This window comes from Vibrio sp. ABG19, from assembly GCF_029962385.1.
Classification (GTDB): Bacteria; Pseudomonadota; Gammaproteobacteria; order Enterobacterales; family Vibrionaceae; genus Vibrio; species Vibrio ostreae.
On record NZ_CP071708.1, the window covers coordinates 2819916 to 2842902 of the forward strand.

General features: G+C 47.1%; 20 protein-coding genes. 11 read left to right on the plus strand and 9 right to left on the minus strand.

Features of this window, described 5'->3' with window-relative positions; all coding sequences use genetic code 11:
- Positions 1-187: 187 nt before the first annotated feature.
- Both katG and J0X00_RS19085 read left to right on the plus strand, forming a co-directional pair.
- Entirely contained in the window at positions 188-2362 is a 2175-nt protein-coding gene (gene katG / locus J0X00_RS19080; RefSeq protein ID WP_282477498.1) for a catalase/peroxidase HPI, read from the plus strand.
- Positions 2363-2729: 367 nt separating this feature from the next.
- A complete protein-coding gene (locus J0X00_RS19085; protein WP_282477499.1) occupies positions 2730-3650 on the plus strand; it encodes an EamA family transporter in 921 nt (306 codons plus the stop codon).
- A gap of 143 nt (positions 3651-3793) precedes the next feature.
- On the opposite strand, the gene J0X00_RS19090 is transcribed toward J0X00_RS19085, so the two are convergent.
- Complete coding sequence (locus J0X00_RS19090) at positions 3794-4987, minus strand: class I SAM-dependent methyltransferase (RefSeq protein WP_282477500.1); 1194 nt, start codon at positions 4985-4987, stop codon at positions 3794-3796.
- A gap of 266 nt (positions 4988-5253) precedes the next feature.
- On the opposite strand from J0X00_RS19090, the gene yccX reads away from it, so the two are divergent.
- Positions 5254-5529, plus strand: coding sequence for an acylphosphatase (gene yccX, locus J0X00_RS19095; RefSeq protein ID WP_136486669.1), 276 nt, complete (start codon positions 5254-5256; stop codon positions 5527-5529).
- 37 nt (positions 5530-5566) lie between these two features.
- Here yccX and J0X00_RS19100 read toward each other — a convergent pair whose 3' ends face one another.
- The 6 genes from J0X00_RS19100 to J0X00_RS19125 form a co-directional block, all read right to left on the minus strand.
- Positions 5567-5896, minus strand: coding sequence for a TusE/DsrC/DsvC family sulfur relay protein (locus J0X00_RS19100; RefSeq protein ID WP_282477501.1), 330 nt, complete (start codon positions 5894-5896; stop codon positions 5567-5569).
- Between the two features lie 270 nt (positions 5897-6166).
- Entirely contained in the window at positions 6167-6829 is a 663-nt protein-coding gene (locus J0X00_RS19105; protein ID WP_136486607.1) for a Bax inhibitor-1/YccA family protein, read from the minus strand.
- 413 nt (positions 6830-7242) lie between these two features.
- The gene (locus J0X00_RS19110) at positions 7243-7998 is read right to left on the minus strand and encodes an amino acid ABC transporter ATP-binding protein (protein WP_136486605.1); all 756 of its coding nucleotides are present in this window, start codon (positions 7996-7998) and stop codon (positions 7243-7245) included.
- 22 nt (positions 7999-8020) lie between these two features.
- On the minus strand, positions 8021-9118 hold the full coding sequence (locus tag J0X00_RS19115) for an amino acid ABC transporter permease (protein ID WP_282477502.1): 1098 nt from the start codon (positions 9116-9118) through the stop codon (positions 8021-8023).
- 1 nt (position 9119) lies between these two features.
- A complete protein-coding gene (locus J0X00_RS19120) occupies positions 9120-10328 on the minus strand; it encodes an amino acid ABC transporter permease (RefSeq protein ID WP_136486601.1) in 1209 nt (402 codons plus the stop codon).
- An 88-nt stretch (positions 10329-10416) separates the two neighbouring features.
- Entirely contained in the window at positions 10417-11445 is a 1029-nt protein-coding gene (locus J0X00_RS19125; RefSeq protein ID WP_136486598.1) for an amino acid ABC transporter substrate-binding protein, read from the minus strand.
- Between the two features lie 462 nt (positions 11446-11907).
- On the opposite strand from J0X00_RS19125, the gene J0X00_RS19130 reads away from it, so the two are divergent.
- Positions 11908-12849 (plus strand): NAD(P)-dependent oxidoreductase, encoded by a 942-nt coding sequence (locus J0X00_RS19130; RefSeq protein WP_282477503.1) that lies wholly within the window; start codon positions 11908-11910, stop codon positions 12847-12849.
- A gap of 72 nt (positions 12850-12921) precedes the next feature.
- Here J0X00_RS19130 and yidA read toward each other — a convergent pair whose 3' ends face one another.
- Positions 12922-13746: a sugar-phosphatase gene (gene yidA / locus J0X00_RS19135; protein ID WP_136486594.1), complete on the minus strand. Its 825-nt coding sequence runs from the start codon at positions 13744-13746 to the stop codon at positions 12922-12924.
- 255 nt (positions 13747-14001) lie between these two features.
- Between yidA and queE the strand changes: the two genes are divergently transcribed.
- From queE to J0X00_RS19165, 6 genes are all read left to right on the plus strand, one after another.
- Complete coding sequence (queE, locus tag J0X00_RS19140; protein ID WP_206208415.1) at positions 14002-14670, plus strand: 7-carboxy-7-deazaguanine synthase QueE; 669 nt, start codon at positions 14002-14004, stop codon at positions 14668-14670.
- Between the two features lie 10 nt (positions 14671-14680).
- Complete coding sequence (gene queC / locus J0X00_RS19145; protein WP_218563133.1) at positions 14681-15370, plus strand: 7-cyano-7-deazaguanine synthase QueC; 690 nt, start codon at positions 14681-14683, stop codon at positions 15368-15370.
- Positions 15371-15633: 263 nt separating this feature from the next.
- Entirely contained in the window at positions 15634-17577 is a 1944-nt protein-coding gene (locus J0X00_RS19150) for a sensor domain-containing diguanylate cyclase (protein WP_282477504.1), read from the plus strand.
- Between the two features lie 201 nt (positions 17578-17778).
- Positions 17779-18003, plus strand: a complete 225-nt coding sequence (locus tag J0X00_RS19155) for a hypothetical protein (RefSeq protein ID WP_218563131.1) — start codon at positions 17779-17781, stop codon at positions 18001-18003.
- Between the two features lie 278 nt (positions 18004-18281).
- Entirely contained in the window at positions 18282-19301 is a 1020-nt protein-coding gene (locus tag J0X00_RS19160) for an ABC transporter substrate-binding protein (protein ID WP_282477505.1), read from the plus strand.
- Entirely contained in the window at positions 19298-20641 is a 1344-nt protein-coding gene (locus J0X00_RS19165) for a diguanylate cyclase (protein ID WP_282477506.1), read from the plus strand. Before J0X00_RS19160 ends, J0X00_RS19165 begins: the two co-directional genes overlap by 4 nt.
- Here J0X00_RS19165 and J0X00_RS19170 read toward each other — a convergent pair whose 3' ends face one another.
- Entirely contained in the window at positions 20642-21190 is a 549-nt protein-coding gene (locus tag J0X00_RS19170) for a hypothetical protein (RefSeq protein ID WP_282477507.1), read from the minus strand. It abuts the gene before it with no gap.
- A 780-nt stretch (positions 21191-21970) separates the two neighbouring features.
- On the opposite strand from J0X00_RS19170, the gene J0X00_RS19175 reads away from it, so the two are divergent.
- Positions 21971-22936, plus strand: a complete 966-nt coding sequence (locus tag J0X00_RS19175; protein ID WP_282477508.1) for a GGDEF domain-containing protein — start codon at positions 21971-21973, stop codon at positions 22934-22936.
- Positions 22937-22987: the final 51 nt, after the last annotated feature.

Genomic DNA, 22987 nt, shown 5'->3' on the forward strand with positions numbered 1-22987 from the left:
TTAATATCAATAGTTTTCATCTATCAAATTGATTGCCAGAAATAATATGAATATTGGCTGGTTAGCGTCTAGACTGATTGTCGTAGTCTTTAAATATTTCGATATTTCTGGCAGTTACCTTACAAAGCACCATCGCGTAGAACTGACGGAAGTAAGTTAAATCACTAGAACGACAAAGGGACAATGTATGGCAAATCATGACAGTCACTCCGCAGGTCAATGCCCGGTAATGCACGGTGCGATGACTTCTGCGGGGAAATCCAATATGGATTGGTGGCCGAACGCACTCAACCTGGATATTCTGCATCAGCACGATACCAAAACCAATCCGCTTGGAGCCGACTTCAACTACCGTGATGAGCTAAAAAAACTCGACGTTGAAGGGCTGAAGAAAGACCTAAAAGCATTAATGACCGACAGTCAGGAATGGTGGCCGGCCGACTGGGGACACTATGGCGGTTTGATGATTCGGATGGCCTGGCACGCAGCGGGCAGCTATCGTACTGCTGATGGCCGCGGCGGCGGCGCGACTGGTAACCAGCGTTTTGCTCCGCTTAACTCATGGCCGGATAATGGTAACCTTGATAAAGCTCGTCGCCTGCTGTGGCCACTGAAGAAAAAATACGGTAACAAAATCAGCTGGGCCGACTTGATTCTGCTGGCCGGTAACATGGCTTATGAGTCAATGGGCTTTAAAACCTTTGGTTTTGGCTTTGGCCGCGAAGATATCTGGCACCCGGAAAAAGATACTTACTGGGGATCGGAGAAAGAGTGGCTGGCACCGAGTGGTAGCGAAGGTTCGCGATACTCAGGTGAACGTGATCTGGAAAACCCGCTGGCAGCAGTAATGATGGGGCTGATTTATGTCAATCCGGAAGGGGTGGACGGTAACCCGGATCCGCTCAAAACGGCCCAGGATATGCGCGTCACGTTTGCCCGCATGGCGATGAATGATGAAGAGACGGTTGCACTGACCGCTGGTGGACATACCGTGGGTAAAACGCACGGTAATGGTAATCCTGCTGAACTGGGACCGGATCCGGAAGGTGCAGATGTCGAAGAACAGGGCCTTGGCTGGATTAACCATAAATCACGCGGTATTGGCCGCAACGCGGTGACCAGCGGCCTGGAAGGGGCATGGACTACACATCCTACGCAATGGGACAACGGTTACTTCAAAATGCTGCTTGAACATGAGTGGCAGTTAACTAAGAGTCCGGCAGGCGCCTGGCAATGGGAGCCAGTTGATATTGCTGACCAGGATAAACCGGTCGATGTGGAAGATGCATCGGTGCGCTGCAATCCGATGATGACGGATGCTGACATGGCGCTGAAAGAAGATCCGGAATACCGCAAGATCTCCGAGCGTTTCTACAAAGATCAGGATTACTTCAATGAAGTATTTGCTCGTGCCTGGTTCAAACTGACTCACCGTGACCTGGGACCTAAATCTCGTTATGTTGGTCCGGATGTACCGGCGGAAGATCTAATTTGGCAGGACCCGATTCCTGCTGGGCGCAGTGATTACGATGTGGATGCTGTTAAAGCCAAAATCGCAGCAAGCGGTTTGGATGTGAGTGACATGGTGGCAACAGCCTGGGACAGTGCCCGTACTTTCCGTGGCTCCGATAACCGCGGTGGCGCGAATGGTGCACGTATTCGCCTCGCACCGCAGAAAGATTGGGCAGGTAATGAGCCTGAGCGTCTGGCAAAAGTGCTCTCGGTGCTAGAAGGTATTGCAGCTGACGCAGGCATCAGTGTGGCTGATGCGATTGTTCTGGCGGGTAACGTCGGCATCGAGCAGGCCATAAAAGCGGCTGGCTTTGATGTTAAAGTCCCGTTTAGTCCTGGCCGTGGTGACGCAAGTGCAGACATGACCGATGTCGAGTCTTTTGACGTACTGGAACCGTTGGCGGATGGGTTCCGTAACTGGCAGAAACAGCACTACGTGGTGAAGCCGGAAGAGCTGCTACTGGATCGTGCGCAACTAATGGGACTGACTGCACCGGAGATGACAGTATTGATTGGTGGTATGCGCGTGCTGGGTACCAACCATTCTGGTAGTGAACACGGCGTGTTTACTGACCGGGTTGGCACACTGACCAATGATTTCTTCGTTAATCTGACGGATATGTCATACCGTTGGAAACCGACGGGTCGTAACTCGTATGATATTGTCGAGCGTAAGAGTGGTGCGACGAAATGGACCGCAACCCGCGTCGATCTGGTGTTTGGTTCCAACTCTATCTTGCGTGCTTATGCCGAGGTGTATGCTCAGGATGATAACCAGGCGAAATTCATCAATGACTTTGTCGCGGCTTGGACTAAAGTGATGGACGCAGACCGCTTTGATCTGATGTGATTAGCTTTAGCATGACAAAGGGCCAAATCTAATTTGAATTTGGCCAGACAACCGCGAAGACTCCCCAAGGGGAGTCTTCTTATATATGTAAACTCAAGTGACGAATCTGGTTCTGTTTAGTCAAGGGGCAATCTATCACGGATGTCAGAGATTTTAAATCCGTTGGCTAACACCGACAGTGTGTCAACGGGTTAAAGGCACCAATTGTATTTCAGGCTGTATTGTTAGAATTATTGTGATAGAAAGGACAATCTTGGTATTAATTGTTAATCGTTATCATACGATTAGAATGGTAATGTCTATTCGGACGTACAAACGGCTGGCTTTATCAATTAAAACAGACGAATAGAACAGAAAAGGCGGGTAAGTGAAGCAAAGCGGACATTGGGCAGTGCTGCTGGCAGCATTGTTATGGGGAACGACAGGGACGGTAGCCAGTTTTGCACCGCAGGTCAGTGCGTTAGCAATTGGTGCGTTTGCCATGGGAGTTGGCGGCTTGTTGCAAGCTCTGCTGGCACGCAGACAGTTGTGTCGTTGCTGGCATCAACTGCTGGAGGATAAAAAGCGGCTGCTGTCCGGTGGCATTGCCGTGGCAATTTACCCACTGGCGTTTTATTCCTCGATGCGAATGGCGGGTGTCGCCATCGGAACGGTTATTACTATTGCTTCTGCTCCTTTCATTTCCGCTCTGTTTGAACGTTTCCTTAGCCAAGCGCAGACCCTCAATCGTCGCTGGTTGTTCAGCCTGTTTTTGGGCGTACTTGGGATGGTTTTGCTGTGTCTGTCAAAACCCGCCACTGACAGCAGCGTTGCTTCTGACATGGATAAATACATCGGGATTGGGCTGGGTATTATCGCTGGCGCATCTTATGCGTATTATTCCTGGGTCGCCAAGAACATGATTGATAAAGGGATTCGCTCCGATGCCGCGATGGGTAGTCTGTTCTGTGTGGCGGCGTTGATTTTATTACCGTCATTATGGTTTACCGGTGAGCAGCTATTTACCCGTACCACTCATATTCTGGTTATCAGCTATATGGCTTTTATTCCGATGTTTGTTGGTTATCTGGCCTTTGGTTACGGTTTACGTTCTGTATCGGCCAGTAGCGCGACGTTGCTGACTTTGTTTGAGCCTGTGGTCGCCGCAGTGCTTGCCGTGCTGGTGGTGGGTGAAATAATCCCGTTTATCGGATGGGTTGGGATTGGTTTAATTTGTCTGTGTCTGATAACACAATCCAGTGAACCCAGGGACAGGCCACTTGACCCCGCATATGACTCTCGTATTTAAGCAAGAATAGAAAACGAGTATCTCAGTCATACTTACGGTGTCAACAGTAAAGACGGTACAGAAACTCTGGCTGTCATCAAAAAGAAAGGCTTCCATGCGCGGAAGCCTTTCTTTTTTCGGATATTGCTATTAACTCAAATAAATTACAGCACCTTACAAGCAAAACCTTTTAGATAAAAACCTTCCGGATAAGCGGTATCGGTCGGGTGATCAGCCGCTTGCTCGAAGCGTTCAACAAACTTTACGTCACGACCGGCATCCAGCGCCGCATCGGCGATGATTTTTTGGAACAGCACTTGATCCATTAAGCCTGAGCAAGAGTAGGTCAGCAGCGTGCCGCCTGGTTTGAGGATTTGCATCGCCAGCATATTGATGTCTTTGTAGCCGCGGCACGCACCATTAAGCTGAGCTTTTGATTCAGCAAATTTCGGTGGGTCCATGATCACGACGTCAAACTGGGTACCCTGATCACGGTATTCACGCAGTAGTTTAAATACATCGGCGTTGAGGAACACGGCGCGCTTTTTACTGATATCGAACTCATTCAGCTCGGCATTGAATTTAGCGGTATCCAGCGCAGGCTGAGATACATCGGCGTTGATAACGCGCTTCGCTCCGCCTTTGAGGGCATACAAGCCAAAACCGCCCGTGTATGAGAAGCAGTTCAGCACTTCTTTATTCTTCACGTATTTGATTGACTGCTGACGGCTGTCACGCTGGTCCAGGTAGAAACCGGTTTTATGACCACCAACGATGTCGACACTGATCTTAACCCCGTTCTCTTCAATCACCACAGATTTAGGCGGTTCTTCGCCATGCAGCACGCCGACGCGCTCCTGCAACCCTTCTTTTTTACGCACAGCTACGTCTGATCGCTCATAGATATTACATTGCGGGAAGCACTCAACCAGTGCTGCAACCAAGGCTTCTTTCTGATGTTCAGCGCCCGCACTCAACAGTTGGCATACCAGGTAATCCTGGTATTTATCGATGGTGATGCCTGGCAGACCATCCGATTCAGCGGCAATCAGGCGGTAACCGGTCAGACCGTCGCGCTCAATGATGTCTTCACGCAGCAGTTTTGCCTGCTGAATACGTTTGACGAAAAATGCACGATCGATGGCTTCTTTTTCAAAACTCCAGACACGGGCACGGATTTGAGAATGCGGAGAGTATGCAGCTTTGGCAAGCCATTGGCCTTCGTGGGTATAGACATCAACGGTTTCACCCAGGCCAGGTTCGCCTTCGATTTTGCTGATACCACGAGAAAACACCCAAGGGTGTTTGCGGCGTAAAGATTTCTCACGACCTTTGACCAGATAGATTGCAGGAGTCATTGCGTTACTCAAATGATTATTAGAAAAGGGCGGGTATTTTCATGGAACTGCTGCAGAAAAGCAAACACAGATGAAAAATAGTCTTTGAGATTAAGCACGGTGGAGCAGGATAAAATTGTCTATCCTTGAATAGGTTGAATAATTAGCTCGCAGATTAACTTCTGTGTGCATGGCGTAGCAGTATGATAATGAAGATATTAAAACGGCTCTTTACCAGGGATGGTGGCAAGCAGCCGGATTTTGAATCAGAACGGGATGAGATCAACATGTCGATCAAATGCGATAAGTTTATTGTGTCGGGCGTCGTCCAAGGAGTGGGGTTTCGCTACCACACCGCGCACCAGGGATTGGTATTGGGTTTAACCGGTTATGCGAAAAATCTGTTTAGTGGTGACGTGGAAGTGATTGCATGTGGTGACCACGATAAGGTTGAAGAGTTATATCAATGGCTGCAGGAAGGGCCAAGAACCGCCAGTGTCGAGCGGGTAGAGCGTACCGAGTGTGTCACCGATAAAAACTATCGGGGGTTTGAAATCCTGTAAATTGGCTTACAGGATTTCACGATTTGGCAAATGGCGCTTATAAGCATTTGGCAGGCTTTGGCAAGCCGGCGAGTTTGGTTGCTTGCTTGGCCGGGCCTTTAGGGAACAGCTTAAACAGATATTTGCTGTTACCTTTTTCCGGGCCGTGCTCTTTTTCCATCGCTTTCACCAGCATACGAATCGCTGGCGAAGTGTTAAATTCTTCGTAGAAGCGACGCACGAAATGCACGACCTCAAGATGAGCATCGGTCAGCGTAATGCCTTCTTCCTTGGCCAGAATGTCAATCATCCCTTCTTCCCACACCGTGTAATCAAGCAGGTAGCCCTGGGAGTCGGTGTCGATAGTTTTGCCGTTGTATTCAAACATATTATTATCCAGTGAACGATTTGCGCTAAGGGTAGCGAAGGGAATGACTTTGCTCAAGCTCTAATATCGGCTTGTTATCATGCAGTATCATGAGCCTTGCCAAACGCTCATCAGCGGTTCAATTTTTTCGGTGGTTCAGCCATAAGTAAAACAAAAAGCCCGAAAGCAGAGCTCCCGGGCTTGATAGACTTTTTAGTTACCGATATTTATCTTCCGCAACTTGGGCCTGCGTCGAATTCCAATTCGGCAACTCACTTAGCCAGCAAAGGCTTAGTCGTCGTTCATGATGCCAAGAATACTTAGCAGGCTGATGAACAGGTTGTAGATCGACACGTACAGTGACACCGTCGCTGAGATGTAGTTTGTCTCACCACCACGTACGATTTGCTGAGTAGTCAGCAGGATTACGCCGGTTGAGAACAGCACGAACATGCCGCTCATTGCCAGATGAAGCATCGGCATTTGCAGGAAGATGTTTGCAACCATACCGATCAGCAGAACAACAAAACCAGCCATCAGTACGCCACCCAGGAATGACAGGTCACGCTTCGTGGTCAGTGCATAAGCAGACGCACCCATGAAGGCCAGTGCTGTACCACCCAGAGCGGTTAGAACCACATCGCCCATACCTGCACCGATGTACATGTTCAGGATTGGACCTATGGTGTAACCAAGGAAACCGGTGAACAGGAATGTGAAAACGAGACCCATGCCGTTGTTACGGTTTTTCTCAGTTAGATAAAGCAGGCCATAGAAACCGACCAGCATGATGATGATTCCTGGGCGAGGAAGGTTCATCGTCATTGAGATACCAGCCACAACCGCAGACCATAGCAGTGTCATTGAAAGCAGTGCGTAAGTGTTTCTCAGCACCTTGTTAGTTTGTAATGCACTGTCATAAGACGAGGTGCGTGAATACATAGGACTGTTCATAATCTTCCTCATAGAAAGGTTGTGATGTTTATATGGCCATTTATGCGGGCAAAAGTTCCATTTTTCAAGTCTCTGCCGCATCCACGTACCGTAAATTTTAACCAAAAACGGCGAATTGTTGTGGGTTCAAATTGTAACACACTATTACCACCTTGGTTGGCTTCGTATCACTAATTGTATGATTGATAATATTATTTTTAAAAATGATTGTTAGTCATCACGCTAATGTCGCTTTGTATTCTCAGCTGTAATGAAATGAGGGGTCTGATAGCACGATATGCCAAGTGAATGTGGAGCTAAAATTGATATAGCCGCAAAAAAATAAAGAGGCGATTGTTCGCCTCTTTAAGGGGTATTTGCATCAGTCTGCGACTTGCATACGTGCTTGATTACAAGCCAGTCATGTCAGCAACTTAGTGATGCAGAATCTGCGCAAGGAATGCCTGTGTCCGGTCAGATTGTGGATTTTCGAAGAAATCTTTTGGATTGTTCTCTTCGATAATTTCGCCGGCATCCATGAATATCACCCGATCAGCCACTTCTTTGGCAAAACCCATTTCGTGGGTCACACACAACATGGTCATGCCTTCTTCAGCCAGCTCCACCATAACATCGAGTACTTCACGCACCATTTCTGGGTCGAGTGCTGATGTTGGCTCATCGAACAGCATCACTTGCGGGTTCATGCACAAAGAGCGTGCAATGGCGACGCGTTGCTGTTGACCACCGGAAAGCTGGCCCGGATATTTATCCGCCTGATCAGGGATTTTTACCCGTTTCAGGAATTTCATCGCAATCGCTTCGGCCTCATCTTTTGGCATCTTTTTCACCCAGATAGGCGCCAGGGTACAGTTTTCCAGTACCGTCAGATGCGGGAAGAGGTTGAAGTGCTGGAAGCACATACCGACTTCACGGCGCACTGCTTCGATGTTTTTCAAATCTTCAGTCAGCTCGTTACCGGAGACAACGATCTGTCCTTTCTGGTGTTCTTCGAGGCGGTTGATACAGCGAATCATGGTCGATTTCCCTGACCCGGATGGACCACAAATAACGATGCGTTCGCCTTTCTTTACTTCCAGGTTGATGTTTTTCAGTACGTGAAATTCGCCGTACCACTTGTTCATGTCTTTAATAGAGATCATGGTTTCATTTGAGTTTTGTGGCGTCATAATACGTTCCTTGAATCATTTCTTATCGTTTGTGGCCGGTGTGGAGTTTGCCTTCGAGCCAAATTGAGTATCTCGACATGCCGAAACAGAACACCCAGAACACTAACGCGACAAATACATAACTTTCTGTGGCAAAACCTAACCAGTCCGGATCGGTATTGGCGGCCTGGCCGATGCCCAACACATCGAACATACCGATGATCAGCACCAGACTGGTGTCTTTGAACAGACCAATGAAAGTATTCACAATCGACGGAATGGTGATTTTTAATGCCTGCGGCATAATAATCAGGCCGATTTTCTTCCAGTAGCTCAGACCCAGAGCATCAGCAGCTTCGTACTGACCTTTTGGTATCGCCTGCAAACCACCGCGGATAACCTCGGCCATGTAGGCGGAGCTGAACATCACCACACCAATCAGGGCACGCAGCAATTTATCTGTTTCTGAGCCTTCAGACAGGAACAGCGGCAACATGACCGAAGCCATGAACAGTACCGTGATAAGCGGCACACCACGCCAGGCTTCGATGTAAACCGTGCTCAGGCTGCGAATAACCGGCATGTCTGAACGACGGCCGAGTGCCAGCACGATACCAATGGGTAGAGAGGCAATAATACCGACCAGAGCGATGATGAGCGTGACCAGCAGACCACCCCAGTTGTGGGTATCTACCACCTCTAGTCCCATGACTCCACCGTACAATAATGTGGCCATGATGAACGGGTAGACGAAGATAAAGAACAGCCATAACCAGCCACGTTTTGGCGTTTTTTCATACGCAAGTAATGCGACGAAGATAGCTAGCGTGGCGAAGAACAGGCGAGGGCGCCATAATTCTTCCGTCGGGTAGAAGCCGTACATAAACTGATCCCAGCGCACGCTGATGAAAACCCAGCACGCGCCATCCCGGCTACAAGCATCACGTGTCGTACCGACCCAGTCAGCCTTGATGATTGCCCAATCCAGTACGGACCAGACTCCTGAGATGGCAAAGTAAGCCAGAATCAGAGTAACCACCGAATTAACCGGACCATTGAACAGATTTTTCTTCAGCCAGCCAACCAGACCTGTGGTGTTTGCTGGTGGCGGTAAGCTAGGTTGAAACTGATGTGTTGTCATCTTATCTCTCCACCAAAGCAACTTTACGGTTATACAGGTTCATCAATGCTGATGTGATAAGGCTAAGTGCCAGATACACACCCATGGTCATGGCGATGATCTCAATGGCCTGACCCGTCTGGTTCAGCGTGGTGCCGGCGAACACAGACACCAAATCCGGATAACCAATCGCCATCGCCAGTGATGAGTTTTTGGTCAGGTTCAGATATTGGCTGGTTAGTGGCGGTATGATGATGCGCAGTGCCTGTGGAATGACGACCAGTTTCAAGGTTTTAGCGCGTGGTAAGCCCAGCGACATGGCCGCTTCGGTCTGACCATGGCTAACCGCATTGATACCGGAACGGACAATTTCTGCGATAAAGGCAGCGGTATAAACGCTTAATGCAACCAATAAAGCAGCCAGTTCAGGAATGATGCTGATACCACCACGGAAGTTAAAACCCTTTAACTCTGGATATTGCGCAGAAATTGGCATACCCATAATAAAGTAGACAATCACTGGCAGACCGATGCACAGCAGCAGTGCGATGCGCCCCATCGGCGTTTGCTGACCGGTGAGCTTTTGTTTGTTTTTAGCCCAAACCCCGATAGCGAATGTGGCAATAATGCCCAAAACAAACGCAATCACTACCACATTGGATCCGGATTCAAAAACCGGTGCCGGGAAGTACAGCCCCCGAACGTTCAGAAAGATCGCTTCGCCCAGGCTCATACTCTGACGCGGTGACGGCAGAGCCTGTAACACAGCGAAATACCAGAAGAAGATCTGAAGCAGAAGGGGGATATTACGAAACGTTTCAATGTATACCGCTGCCAGCCGGCTGACCAGCCAGTTGGATGACAAACGGGCGATACCCAGAATGAATCCGATGACGGTAGCGAAAATAATACCTAGAATCGACACCAGCGCCGTGTTGAGCAGGCCTACAACAAATGTACGTCCGTAGGAGTAGGTTTCGTCATAGTCGATCAGACTAAGGCCGATCCCGAACCCTGCCGGTTGGTCAAGGAAACCAAAACCGGTCGCTATACCGCGTGATTCCAAGTTATTCAGCGTATTACTGACAATGGTGTAGAAAAAAAGAACCAGCACGGACACAGCAATAATCTGAAAAACGACCGAGCGGAAAGTGGGATTGTAGAGTAAGCTTGTGCTCTTAGCCGCAGCAGGGGCCGCTGACTTTGGCACAGAAGTATTGGTAGGTTTCATACAGCGATAACCTCATATCCATTTTTGACTGAGGGCGGCGTGTTAAGCCGCCCAAAGGTTGTCAATGTCTATTTACGGACACTCTGCATTAACGGATAGGTGGCGCGTACATAAAGCCGCCAGCATTCCACAGTGCGTTGACACCACGGGAGATCTGCAGAGGCGAACCTTTACCTACCGTGCGCTCAAAGCTTTCACCGTAGTTACCGACTTGTTTCACGATCTGGTAGCCCCAGTCGTCACGAATACCCAGGCCTGAACCTTTCGGACCATCTACACCCAGAATACGTTTGACTTCAGGGTTATCTGATTTCAGCATTGCATCAGCGTTTTGCGAAGTGATGCCGTATTCTTCTGCGTTAACCATAGCAAACAGTGTCCACTTGGCTACGTTGAACCATTTGTCATCATCCTGACGCACGACTGGCCCCAGAGGTTCTTTAGAAATGATTTCTGGCAGTACCATGGCTGAATCTGGAGATTGCAGGTTCAGACGCAGTGCGTACAGACCAGATTGGTCGGTAGTCAGCACGTCACAGCGACCAGCATCGAAACCTTTCGAAGTTTGCGCTGCAGTATCAAATACTACTGGCTTATAGCTCATACCCTGGTTACGGAAGTAGTCAGCAAGGTTGAGTTCAGTTGTTGTACCTGATTGAACACAGACAGATGCACCGTCGAGTTCCTTGGCGCTGCTGATACCGAGGTCTTTTTTGACCATGAAGCCCTGACCATCGTAGTAGTTAACGCCAACGAAGTTCAGGCCCAGGGCGCTGTCGCGATGCAGAGTCCAGGTCGTATTGCGGGACAGCACGTCGATTTCGCCTGACTGCAGAGCAGTGAAGCGTTCTTTTGCGGTCAGAGGTACGTATTTAACTTTAGTTTTGTCACCTAGCACAGCAGCGGCCAAAGCCTGACAATATTCAACATCGATCCCTTCCCATTCACCTTTGGAATTAGGGTTTGAGAAGCCCGGTAGACCAGTACTTACACCACAAGTCAGGACGCCTTGCTCTAAGACCTTATCCAGGGTGCTTTCAGCAGCTGATGCGGTGTTCGCCATCATGGCAGTAGATGCCGCTACGACGGAAGCGAGAAGTGTTAGTTTATTTGCCATTTGTATCCTTCCTGTATGATCCATATTTGACCAAGTGAGCCCGCAAGTAGGGTTCACAAAATGTAATGTTTTTTATTAGATTTCGGTTGTATTCTGGCGGCGATCGCCTGTTTAAAAATCAACCGTTTATAAGCGTAGGTAAGGAATTGAATTTTCTCAAATGTATAATTTAGAAAAGAATTTGGTTTGAGAGTGTTTACCTGAGCTGTAGTTAGAATGGCTAAATGTTGCACGGTTGTAAATAGTGCAACTGAGCACACCGATAGTGCATCAGGATGGTTATACGTTATTGACTGTTAACTTAATATTAACACGCATTCTTAGTGGGTTAATTTGGAGTTAATCTCTGGTTTTGTGAGAAAATTTGGTGATAAATTTTTTCATCTCCCGATGGTAGTGATTTTTTTGCACCGTTTTTGGTAGCATAAAACGAATAGTTATTTAGATTGTGGTCAAAATAAAATGCGATATTTTCCTCTTTTTCTGGACTTAGCAAATAAACCGGTACTTGTGGTGGGCGGAGGGGAAGTTGCGTGCCGCAAGATTGATGCCCTGGTACGTGCCGGAGCCAAAGTGACCATTGTATCCCCGCAAATTGCCCCGACTCTGCAGTCCTTAGTCGATGAGGGCAAATGCCAATGGATTCAAAACTTCTATACCTCGACAATACTTACTCAAGAGTACATTCAGGTATGGGCAACGACTGATAATCCCGACCTTAATCATCAAGTGCATAAAGATGCCAAATCGATCGGTGTTTTAGTCAACGTTGTCGACGATCAGCCATATTGCGATTTCATCACGCCATCGATGATTGAGAGAGGACGGATTCAACTGGCCATCTCTAGTGGCGGTGCCTCGCCAGTGCTGATTCGCAACGTGCGTGAGACATTGGAAGCTGTACTGCCGCAAAATCTGAGCCTGCTGGCAGATTTCGGTGCCTCTAAACGCAACTCGATCAAAAGTGCGTTACCGACGGTTGATGAACGGCGCAAATTCTGGGAGCAATTTTTTGCGTTGCCAGAGGTAAAAAATGCCAAGAATCGTGAAGCTCTGGAAAGTGCCTATACCCAACTGATCAGACAGCCAATGCCACAGCAAGGCGAAGTGACCTGGATTGAATGCGGGTCTGATGTAGAACTATTGCCGCTGAAAGCGTTACGTTATATGCAACAGGCTGAGCTGGTGCTGCACACGCCAAGCTGCCGTTTTGAGTTCATCGATTTGTGTCGTCGTGATGCTGAAAGGGAAGCATTTGCCAGTGCGGCGCAACTGGGAGAACGTCTGCAACAAGCGCATCAGGAACAGTTACGGGTCTGTGTACTGATTCCTAAGGGGACGCAGCAATACACCTTACTGCAAGGGCAGCAGCGTGTCCTTGCTGAAGGCAGCGAGAAGAGTTAACAGCAAAGGCTGCAGGCCGAATAAAAAGGCGGGAAACAATCCCGCCTTAATTTTTTTGGTTTGGAGATAGGCTTATGCTTCGCAGGTTTCTTTGTTAAGCGCAAACTTCTCAATCGCTGCTGCAACACCATCTTCATCGTTGCTCAGAGTAATATAGTCGGCGATTTTTTTTGTTTCTTCCATGGCGTTAGCCATCGCGATACCCAGGCCGGCATATTTAAGCATATGGTGATCATTCTCTGCATCACCCATGCAAATTACCTGTTCTGCAGGGATGCCTATATGGTCGGCAATGGCTTTCACGCCCACGCCTTTGTTGCTGGCCGTATTCAAAAACTCCAGAAAGTAGGCTGCGCTCTGCACGACAGTATACTGTTCGCGCATTTGCGGCGGCAGATTAGCAATGGTTTTGTCGAGCAGCTCAGGCTCAGCGACGATCATGGTTTTGATGATCGGGTGATCATCTTCCAGTAGTTCGAAATCCATCTCAGTGATAGTGACGCCATTAATTTCGGCTTCCACTTCGGTGAATTTGCTGTTCTTCGGCGTGATAAGGCCATGTACCTGACTGAATGCATGCGTGTTTACGCCCATTTTTTTAGCCAGGCGAGCAACCGTTTTAGCGTCTTTACCGGTCAGAATTTGCTGATAAATAACCTCACCAGTTGCCACGTTTTCAACAATCGAGCCATTGTAATGCAGGACAAAGTCGTCCTCGGAACGGATGTCCAGCTCTTCAAGTTTGCTGCGGATACCATCAATTGGACGACCTGACGCCAGCACAACACGAATGCCTTGCTCACGAGCCCGAGTAATTACCTGTTTGGTTCGTGGGGAAATTTGCTTCTGGCTGTTTAGAAGGGTGCCATCCATATCGAGCGCAATCAGTTTATACATGTCTTACCTAAATTCTTTACCTGTCCAAACGCCAGATTATACCTAAAATATGACATAATGCGCGTTTTGAGTGAAAATGAACCTCGAAACTCAGTTTGTTTTTTGAACTGTCCATATGGATCGCTGAGCATAAAACACTCCAGTTAATCCCATGATTTTTGTGATCGCAGCAGTGTTTTGAATTGACCTTCATCGACGCATACTTTAAGGTCAGCGACCTGTAATTTTTAGTTAGCAAGTTTAGGCAAAATTACCTTGTATAAAGTGAATGAAATGTTTGAGACGATCCAGGGCGAAGGTGTATTCACCGGCGTTCCTGCAGTATTTGTTCGTCTGCAAGAATGTCCTGTGGGTTGTGCTTGGTGTGATACCAAACAGACTTGGGATGCAACGCCTGCCGAAGAGCGTTCCTTTGATGAAATTTTGGTAAAAACCGAAGACAATCCAACCTGGTGCAGCGCATCAGCTCAGCAGATCATCGAGCGTTATCGTTCACAGGGGTATTCGGCTAAACATATCGTTATCACCGGCGGCGAGCCTTGCATTTACGATCTGGTGCCTTTAACACAGGCGTTTGAGCAGATCGGTTGTCGTTGCCAGATTGAAACCAGCGGTACGTTTGAAGTCAAAGCCAGTGCTAATACCTGGGTGACAGTGTCACCTAAAGTGGCGATGAAAGGTAAACTTCCTGTCGTGGATTCGGCGCTGTTGCGTGCTAATGAAATTAAGCATCCGGTGGCGACTGAAAAAGACATCACCAATCTCGAAGAGCTGCTTGCACGAGCTAACGTTCCATCATCAACCGTGGTTGCGCTGCAGCCGATCAGCCAGAAACCACGAGCAACACAACTGTGTATCGACGCTTGTATTGCGCGGAACTGGCGTTTATCTATTCAGACTCACAAATATCTCAGCATTGCATAAGGTGAATTTCATGAAAAAAGCAGTGGTCGTCTTTAGTGGTGGTCAGGATTCAACGACTTGTCTGGTCCAGGCCCTTAAGGAGTTCGACGAAGTCCATGCGATTACCTTCGACTATGGCCAGCGCCATAAGCTTGAGATTGAAGTGGCTCAGGCGCTGACAAAGAAACTGGGTGTCGCCGCACATAAAGTCATGGATGTGGGGTTGCTTAATGAACTGGCGATCAGCTCACTGACCCGCGATGATATTCCGGTATCCCATGAATTGCAGGAAAATGGTCTGCCAAATTCGTTTGTGCCAGGTCGCAATATTCTGTTTCTCACTTTAGCGGGCATCTACGCTTATCAAATCGGCGCACAATCCGTTATCACCGGCGTGTGTGAGACCGATTTTTCTGGTTACCCTGATTGTCGTAACGATTTCGTCAAAGCGATGAATAACGCATTAGTGCAGGGAATGGATCGTGAGCTCGAGATCCGCACGCCACTGATGTGGCTAAATAAGGCGGAAACCTGGGCGATGGCTGACCAAAATGACGCGCTGGAATTGGTACGCAATGAAACACTGACGTGCTACAACGGCATCATCGGTGACGGCTGCGGTGATTGCCCATCTTGTCACCTGCGTAAAGCGGGGCTGAATGATTACCTAGAAAATCGTGAGGCGGTCATGGCGGCACTGGTCAGTAAACAGGATCAGTAAGCAGAACCAGTAGGTAAACTGCGTCAGCAATTAACAAGACAAATTAAACACAGTAACGGGCTGATATCTTTGTAGACAAAGTATCGGCCCGTTGTTTTTGGTTTGCGTTATGTATCGATCGCAATGTGATGTTGTTTCCAATATGAGAATGTGAAAGCGCTGGCAAAATTAGCATCATTCAGAACGGCATTCGTATGAGTTTTATAGGTTTCTACACTACTATAGATAAAAGTAACAATAAGTGACTGAGTAGGAACCTTGCTGTGAAAGGAACAATAACGCTGCTGTTCACTTGGACGGGAGAGTTGATGAGTTTTTCTCCCAACGAATTTGGCTCATGCGGGCCTTTATCCCAACTCTATCTCACTGCCACTGGTAGTGAAGAACCGTTGGCTATAAAAGATATACAGGCTTTTTTCCCTTCTGTTGAACCTCTGCAAGTGACATCAGTGATTGATGGCATCCTCTATACCGGGACCCTTTCAACCCTCAAAAGCACAGCGTCTCAAGGTGATCCTCAATTTCTCCTCCAGTTTGAAGATGCGGCGGACCCCTCCGCTTTACGTATCCAGCGCATGAAACATGTGTTGGATTGTGCCCAGATAGCCAGTTGGGAGTGGAATGTACAGACCGGTGAGACCCGGTTTAACGATCGCTGGGCGGAAATTGTTGGTTACCATCTTTCTGAGCTAGAACCGACAGATATTAATACCTGGACCAAACTGGCTCATCCGGATGATCTGAAATTGTCCCAGCATGCACTTGAGGCTCACTTTCACGGCGAGACTCCTTTTTACGAATGCGAAGTCCGCATGCGTCACAAGGCTGGTCACTGGGTCTGGGTACGCGATTACGGGCGAATCGTTTCGTTCACGGAACAGGGTGAACCAGAGTGGATACTTGGCGCACACATAGATATCACCGGTTATAAATTGATTCAGACTCAGAGTGAACTGCTGAGTCATGATCTCAACATGATCATGGACTTGTGTCCGGCCGTTATTTATAAGCTGTCCGCAGACGATGATGAACAGGTTCAGTTCATCACGCAGGGTGTAGAAGCGTTACTTAACTACCGCCATGAACAGATTATAAATCGGGTGCATTGGTGGCGTAATCATATTCACCCGGAAGACATTGCTAACTATAATCAAAGAGTTGCAGAGTGGCGTTCCCGACGTGATGATTCGATTCTGGAATGTGAATATCGTTTCCGTTGTGCGGATGGTCGCTACATCTGGCTTGCTGATCGCGCGCGAATGATGAGTTCTCATTATGAGCGCGGTGCGTCAGTGTTGGGTTCAATCATTGATATCACGGACTTTGTGTCATTAAACAACCACCTTCAGTCGTTAGCGAAAGTATCACCTGCGGTCTTGTACCAATTTGAATACTTGCCGGATGGAACGAGTCGTTTTCCTTACGCCAGCCAGAAGTTGAAGGATATGTTTGGCGTTACCCCGGAGGAAGCGGCAGTTGATTCTACCGCTGTATTTGATGCTATTTACCCGGAGGATGTAGATAGGGTGCGCGCCAGTGCTTTGCAATCTAAAGAGACCCTGGAAGCTTGGAAATGCGAATTCAGGGTAGAGATTGATGGTAAATTGCATTGGTTGTATGGCCATTCTATTCCGACTTCCTCCAGTGAAGGTAAAGTCATTTGGTCTGGCCAGATTATCGATATTTCTGAAAAAAAAGAGCTCGAGTTACAGCTTAAAAAAGAATCGACGACCGATGCTCTGACGGGGACGTACAATCGGCGTTATTTCATGACTGAATTACATGATGAACTGCAACGTAGTGTACGCGAGAAGCAACCTGTTTCTGTTCTGGCTGTCGACTTTGACTTCTTTAAACAGGTTAATGATAAATATGGCCATGATGCCGGGGATGCGGTGTTGCAACAGGTCACCGGGCACCTGAGACAGCACATTCGACCTTATGACACTCTGGCCAGAATGGGCGGGGAAGAGTTCAATATCATGTTACCCAATACCGACTACACATCTGCGCTATCGATAGCCAACAAGTTAAGGAAGCTGGTAGAAGACTTTACGGTTCGTTATCACGGGCAAGAAATTAAAATTACCATCACACTGGGTGTCGCGACCAGTAGCAGCGGTGTGCAGGACTCGTTTGGGTTGTTGAAAGGGGCGGATCGTGCGTTGTATCGCGGTAAAGCCAGCGGTCGCAATTGTGTTCAATAGGCAATTGCGTCCATTAGGTAATGGTGTTGAATAGGCAGTTAAGCGCTTCAGCGCTATCTTGAATTTTTTGCGAAAATTTACAGTTTTTTCTTTTGTATTGAAAACCTTACACCCTTTAGGCTGTGTAAATAAACAGTGGTTATTGACTTTCCATACTGCTTTACTAATCTGTATGTATACACAGTGGTAAAGGAGGTGTTTATGTTTTGGGATACACTCGAACGCGTCAACCGCCTGCGCCAGAAGGCGATGTCCGATCCTGAATTTATTGAGTCAGCAAAAGAGCATGAACAAACGCTCAAACAGGTTGAACAGGAATTTGAGCCGCAACGACGTCGTAAAAATGTCTCAGCGAGGCCTAAAACACTCGCAGATATTTATCAGCAGGTTGAATTTGGTAACCACTCAAATAACGTAGAGCATTAATGATTCAGGTCTGTCTGATGAAGTATTCTGTCAACCTAACAAACACATCATCTATTTAAAATGATAAAAATTAAAGATATATAGAGCGCCATGCGATAAGTGGCGCTTTTTTTTATCTATTTTTCAATAACATGAACAAACATGATTAACGTGCTATTAATGCGGCCAAAAACTTCAAATGTTTGTGAAGATTGTTGCTCACAGTTCACAAATAACCAGCTACACTGCTATTTAGGGCCAGCATAACTAAAAACAAAATTTGTCAGAGGCAGGGTTGGATGAGTCGCCGATATTCACGCTTAAAGTCGCTTATTTTAGTCTGCACATGTGCGACGTTTATCATTGTTGTATTCGTCTATTTTTTCTGGCGTGCTGCCAAAGGGACCTCTTCTGTTCAGCTCCCGACTATAACCATAGCTGTTTCTCAAACGCCTCTGTCTGCACCATTTTTTATCGCCGACCAGCTTAACTTATTTGAGCAACAGGGGCTTAATGTTGTGCTGAACCCTTGTAGTGGCGGTGTGCAATGTGCTGAGGCACTGTTTTCCGGAGAAGTCGACTATGCGACAGCGTCAGAATCGGTTGCTATGTTCAAAAGCTTTGAACGTAGTGACTTTGTTTTACTGGCCAGCTTTGTCAGCTCCGACAACGATTTAAAGTTGCTGACGGTTCCCAACCGTGGTGTGTCCAAGCTCAGTGATTTAGCCGGTAAGAGGGTGGGTGTAGTAAAAGCCAGCGCCAGCGAGTTTTATTTTGACTCCATCCTGATTGCTAATAATCTGAAAGAAATGCCTCTGGAAAAAGTATATTTGAGCCCCGATCAACTGAATCAGGCTCTGTTTGGTTTTAATGTCGATGCCATCTCGGTTTGGGAACCGTGGGGTTATCGCACAGAAATGACCTCTGCTTCTGAATTAATAAATTTGGGGATCGTAGGGATTTATAACCTTTCCTTCAACCTGATGGCGATGAAGGAGCACGCCCAACAGTCAGAGGCTCATTCAGTTGCTTTGCTGCAAGCGCTCAAGCAAGCGATAGCCTGGATACATGACAATCCGGATGAATCAAGGCAGTGGATTGCTAAAGATTTGAATGTGCCCATTCATCAACTTGAATGGTCATGGCAGGATTATGCGTTCCGTCTCTCTTTAGGTAATGCACTATTATCTAATATTCAGCTTCAGGCACGATGGGCGATTGAAAATAAACTGGTTAAAGGGAAGCTCCCAGATTACCGGGGATATTTTTCATCCGAACCTCTTGAGCGGGTGTTGCAGACAGAGGTGTCTTTTAAATGATAAATTCTGTCTCGCGTAAACTGACCTTACTATTTTGTGCCACAGCCATGCTGGTGGTGTTAATTGCGGTTTCACTCGACAATCTGCATCAGGAGCAAGATAACACCCATGAAGAGTTGAAACAGATAATGCGAATCCAACGCAGTGTCGACATGCTTCGCAGCCAGTTATGGATATTTCTGCAGTACGATGACGCAAATAGCCTGGAGCAAGTTTACATTGCCCAGCAAAATCTGGCTCGTAAGCTAGCGAGTCAGTCCGACCTCACCATTAATATCAATAATCTGACGCGCATGAATGACAGTCTGGCGGCGTTGCTGGAGAAAGAACGCGCATTAGGCCTGAGCCTTGGTAAGCAGCATAGGAGCAGTACATCTTTTATTGCTTCCAGTGAGCTTCTTCATTCTAGATATAACATGTTGGTGCAGGATATGACCGAAGAGCTGCTTTACCTGCAAAAGGTCGTGCTTACTCAAAGTGCCGATAACCAACATTCATCATTAATGCTCAGCGCGATTCATTTATTAGTGTTTGGCATCGTGGTCTGTGTCGTTGCATTTTTAATTCTTAAACGAGTCAAAGCGGGTTTCGCGGCGTTTAAAGAGGGCATTACTGAACTGGCGCAAGGTGATTTGGCCAGCCGACTGGAGCTAAAACAGCAAGATTCTGAGTTTGTGGCACTGGCTCATTTCTTTAACAAAATGAAAGAGTCTTTACGCAACTCGATTATCACGCGTGAGGAGTTGCAGCAAGAGGTCGCCAGGCAGACCGCCAAGCTTGAACAACAAAAAGAGCAACTGCGATTCCTTTCAGAAAAAGACCCGCTAACCGGTATGTTGAACCGCAGAGCGTTCAAGGAACATCTGCACGAGGCCATCGTGCATGCCCAACGTACACAAGTCAAACTTGCCGTGCTGTTTATCGATCTGGATAAATTTAAAGAGATTAATGACAGCAAAGGGCATGATGTCGGTGATGAAGTATTGACGCGAATCGCCACCAGGTTGGAAGCGAATATTCGTGAGTCTGATTTTAGTGGCAGGCTGGGCGGTGATGAATTCGTGGTGTGCCTGAATTTAATCAAAGACTTTCATGGTGTCGCGGAAAAAACGCAACGGCTGATTAAGCAGTTGAGTGCACCTATGGACATCGGTGGAGAAAGCCTGTCGGTCGGTGTGAGTATCGGTGTCAGCCTCTATCCTGACCAGAGTCAGGATATGGCTGAGCTGTTGCGTGTAGCGGATGAAGCTATGTATCAGGCGAAATTAACCAGCGGGAGCCATTTTTTTTGTCCGCAGATGAAATTCGACCGTAATTTCGATGGTTCTCAAATCGGATGATCAAAAATCTGCTTTAACAACATAATAAGGATTAGAGAATTTTTTCTCCGGTCCAAGCTCAGATATCACCAACCGATTCCACAAGTTACGGTCAAACTCTCCTTTCGGCAGCGATGGGTATAGTGTTTCCACTTCCTCACGTGCAAATTGGAGAAACTCTTTCTTTTTGATCTGGTTGTATTTTTTCAAAACACGATTGTATTTGTGCATCCATTCCAGCTTAAATGCAAGCAGTGCTGGTTCAGCTTGTTCAAGTGGCATACGTGATAAATAGACTCGCTTATAGGCCACTTTTCGATCCAGCATGGTCAATATGGTGGTTTGAATATAACTACCGTGATGGGTAATTGAAATATCGTCTTCAGAAAACGGAGACAAACACCACCCCCGGGGCAGAAAGCCCGGTTTTTGATACTGCTTATTACGCTCAATCAGCGCATTATGCAGAACGATGTCTGAAGTGCCTCTAAACGTCGCTTGCCACTTGGCAATCCGGATTTGCAACGACCCGGGCAGACGATAGATATGAGTAAATTTATCTTGATTCATTGACTGTACAATAATCTAACGAGTGAAGAGATAACTGTGGCATATCGGCTGCGGTTCTGACGTCAGATAACATCACACCGTAATTTCTCATAAGCCATAATTCAAATTAAAACGTTTTCAGCTCAGATATCTTGAGCCAGGACAAAGCCTTGATTATTTTTCCTGCCAAGACGAAATAATTATTATATACCCTTCCTACTTGAAGCTGCAGCAGTGCTGGCTGCTTTTATTCACCCCAATCACATAATGTCTCTATGCTCATAGGGATTTACTCATTTACCGCCTACCTGCAACTCCATGATGTTTGGGTATACCGCTTCATATACTGTGTGTGAATTGTCGACTTTTTGTTCTGCGTGATGAAGCGAGGGCGCGTATTCTACTACGCTTTGTGCCTGGATTGCGAGACTTAATTGCACAAAAAATAGGCTTATTGAATGAGATGTTATTATCAACATATATTAAATGGGTTAATATTAGCGGGCAATCTTAACGTCGGTACTTTGTTGCCAAAGTTAGCTTTTGTGCGGTTCACAATGATTAAAACAACGCTAAAACTGATGACTGCGAGCCTGGCCTCGTAAAAAATGGAAGTGAATAACTTTGCTTGATATTGACGTGCTAAAACTGGCGAGCATTTTGAATAATACCATTTGCAGTGTTATTGCTTGTCTGTTTCTTTTGCTATCGAGACGAAAGCTCAATAATCATAAAGTGTCGACGGCAGGGTGGTTTTCCGCCTATTTTTTATGTTTTTCAATTGCTTTCGGTACCACGGAGATGCGTGGCTGGGTCTCGATTGAATGGGTTGTACTAAGCAACAACTTTCTGTACCAGGCCGTCACTTATATGCTGCTGTTTGGTGTAATGAGTTGGTTTAAGTATCCGGCTAAGTGCACATGGTTTGTATTTGCCGCGTTGCATACTTTCGTGTACACCGCATTTCAGTTCTGGTTGCTAAAGAATTTCCCGCAACATTTTGAGTGGCGGGTCAATCTGGCTGCTGTTAGTTTCTCAGCGGTCCACCTCTACAGTGCCTGGTTTGCATTTCGCCATATGAACAAAAAAAGCGGTGGTGAAAAACTGCTGACGTTTTGTCTGGTGCTTTCCAGTTTATTTGTTTTTTTACCGGCGACATTGTATCAATTGTTTGATTCGACAATTTATTTTCTGAGTGGTGTCCTGGTCGGCCAGAATTTACTGACCATCGTCAGCCTGGGTTCTATTTTATCTCTTTTCTTTTATGACGAAATTGAGTGGCATCATTATCGCGCAGTGCATGATGAACTGACCGGTTTGTATAATCGACGTTATTTCATGGAGCAAGCGAGTAGCGAGTTGGATAACAGCTCAAACACCTGGACAATTGCCTTGCTCGATGTTGACCACTTTAAACAGGTCAATGACCGTTATGGTCATGATGCCGGTGATCTGGCCCTGTGCCATATTGCCGACATTCTGTCTCGCGAGTTTAAAGGTGATTTAGTCGCACGTTATGGCGGTGAGGAATTCACTATTATGCTGGCGGGTCATCAGGCAACCAATCAGCTTCGGCTCGAGCATTTTCACCGAGAAGTGAGCCGGAATCATCTGATTGCCGGTGAACTGGATATTGCGATGACGGTCAGTATCGGTATTGCGGAAGTCAGCCATTCGAGTGAGCTGCAACGTGCATTGAAGATGGCGGATATTGCGCTGTATGATGCCAAAGAAACTGGACGTAACCGATTGGTTCCTTTGGTTTAGCATTTAAAAGTCGCATTGCCCGGACGAGATAGGCGATGTCGGGGGATTCAA